This is a genomic window from Staphylococcus sp. GDY8P196P, from assembly GCF_017891705.1.
Taxonomy (GTDB): Bacteria; Bacillota; Bacilli; order Staphylococcales; family Staphylococcaceae; genus Staphylococcus; species Staphylococcus ureilyticus.
This window is the reverse complement of the sequence record NZ_JAESJS010000037.1, coordinates 317-1,331: the sequence shown is the minus strand read 5'-3', so window position 1 is coordinate 1,331 and position 1,015 is coordinate 317. Positions and strand designations below refer to the sequence as shown.

The 1,015-nt window shown below is 44.9% G+C and carries 1 protein-coding gene; it reads right to left on the bottom strand.

Annotated features, from left to right (window positions below):
* The coding region (locus KA814_RS13495; protein ID WP_245335680.1) for an Ig-like domain-containing protein at positions 1 to 1,015 on the bottom strand (1,015 nt) is incomplete at both ends.

The following is a 1,015-nucleotide window of genomic DNA, read 5'->3' as shown; positions in this document are numbered from 1 at the left end:
CACCGTTGGTGCTGATGGCGCCGTTGTGTCTTTAACTGTTGTTGTCGCTTCTTCTGATGTATTACCATCTTTATCTTTAGAAGTAACTATAATGTTTTCTCCACCTTCTAATTTGACATCTGATGGAATTTCAATCGTATAGTTGCCTTGATCATCAGCTGTGCCTGTTGCCGTTTTACCGCCTGGGAATGTCACTGTGACCGTTGATCCTGGCTCTGCCGTGCCACCAATTGTTGTATCTTCGCTTGTTACTTCTTTCACCGTTGGTGCGTCTGGTGCTGTTGTGTCTTTAACTGTTGTTGTTGCTTCTGTTGACGTGTTGCCATCTTTATCTGCCGCTACAACTTTAATTGGCTCTCCACCATCTAATTTAACATCTGATGGGATTTCGATTGTATAGTTACCTTGATCATCGGCTGTTCCTGTTGCCGTTTTACCATCTGGGAACGTCACGGTAACTGTTGATCCTGGCTCTGCTGTGCCACTTACTGTTGTAGCTTCACTTGTCACTTCTTTCACCGTTGGTGCATCTGGTGCCGTCGTATCTACTACTGTTGTCATTGTCTCTTCAGATGTATTGCCAACTTTATCTTTAGAAGTAACTTTGATATCTTCTCCACCTTCTAAATCTACATTTGATGGAATTTCAACTGTATAGTTACCTTCACTGTCTGCTGTTCCTGTTGACGTTGTTCCATCTGGGAACGTTACTGTGACTGTTGAGCCTGGTTCTGCCGTGCCACTTACTGTTGTAGCTTCGCTTGTCACTTCTTTCACCGTCGGTGCTGATGGCGCCGTTGTGTCTACTACCGTTGTCGTAGCTTCTTCTGATTTGTTGCCATCTTTATCTGCCGCTACAACTTTGATTGGCTCTCCACCATCTAATTTGACATCTGATGGAATTTCAACTGTATAGTTGCCTTGATCATCGGCTGTGCCTGTTGCCGTTGTTCCGCCTGGGAATGTCACTGTAACCGTTGAGCCTGGCTCTGCTGTGCCACCAATTGTTGTATCT